The sequence below is a fragment of the Pseudomonas karstica genome (assembly GCF_009707515.1).
In the GTDB taxonomy this organism is placed as follows: Bacteria; Pseudomonadota; Gammaproteobacteria; order Pseudomonadales; family Pseudomonadaceae; genus Aquipseudomonas; species Aquipseudomonas karstica.
On the sequence record NZ_WLYI01000081.1, the window covers coordinates 1 to 1,197 of the forward strand.

1 protein-coding gene is annotated in these 1,197 nt (G+C 52.4%); it reads left to right on the forward strand.

Annotated features, from left to right (window positions below):
- Positions 1-70: 70 nt before the first annotated feature.
- A protein-coding gene (locus GIR22_RS25790) for an IS3 family transposase (RefSeq protein ID WP_178122470.1) occupies positions 71-1,158 on the forward strand; the annotation gives its coding sequence in 2 pieces (ribosomal slippage) (positions 71-323 and positions 323-1,158; 1,089 coding nt in all).
- The last annotated feature ends 39 nt before the right edge of the window (positions 1,159-1,197 follow it).

A 1,197-nucleotide genomic window follows, 5' to 3' on the forward strand; every position in this document is an offset into this window, starting at 1 on the left:
GGTAATCCCCCCTAAAAAAAGTACTCATCAGAAGTAGAATTTTCTCCTGACCGGATCAAGGAAATTTTGCGTGAAGACATCGCGTTTTTCAGACAGCCAAATCATGGCCATCCTCAAGCAAGCCGAGGCCGGAACTCCTGCACCAGAGCTGTGCCGCGAGCACGGCATCAGTTCGGCTACGTTCTACAAGTGGCGTACCAAGTTCGGCGGTATGGACGCATCGTTGCTGACTCGACTGCGCGAGTTGGAGGACGAAAACCGGCGACTTAAAAAAATGTACGCCGAAGAGCGCCTCAAAGCCGAAATCATCCAGGAAGCCATGGCAAAAAAGTGGTGAAGCCATCGCGACGACGAGAGATGGCGCAGGAAGTGGTTCGTTCAGGTCGGTGCAGCATCAAGTTGGCGTGCCTGGCTTTCAGAGTTAGCCTCACGTGCTATCGCTATCAGCCGCGTTTGGCCCCTGAAAATGCCGCGATTGCCGATAAACTGATCCAACTCACGTACAACCAGCGTAACTGGGGATTTGGCTTGTGCTTTCTGTACCTGCGCAACGTGAAGGGGTATCGCTGGAACCACAAGCGGGTGTATCGAATTTACCGCGAGCTGGAACTGAATCTGCGTATCAAACCGCGCAAACGCATTGTGCGCGAGAAACCCGAGCCGCTGGCCGTTCCCGAGGCGACTAATCAGTGCTGGTCGATGGACTTCATGCACGATCAATTAGCAGACGGGCGCAGCTTTCGGGTTTTCAATCTAATTGATGACTTCAATCGAGAAGCCCTGAGTATGGAAATTGATTTGTCGCTTCCAGCTGAACGCGTAGTTCGGGCACTGGATCAGGTCATTGAATGGCGCGGAAAACCGCAGGCAATTCGCAGTGATAACGGCCCCGAATTCATCAGTGCCAAACTCACTGGTTGGGCCGAGAAACAGGGTATTCGTTTGGAATATATTCAACCGGGCAACCCGCAGCAAAACGCTTACGTCGAACGCTATAACCGCACGGTACGCTACGACTGGCTTGGCCATTACTTGTTTGAATCGATAGCTGAAGTCCAGGACTACGGGACAAACTGGATCTGGACATACAATCACGAGCGCCCGAATATGGCCCTCGGAGGAATCACTCCCAAACAGAAATTGGCCCTGGTGGCCTGACCTCTATTTTTGGTGAATGCTAAAAATGGGGGGATTACC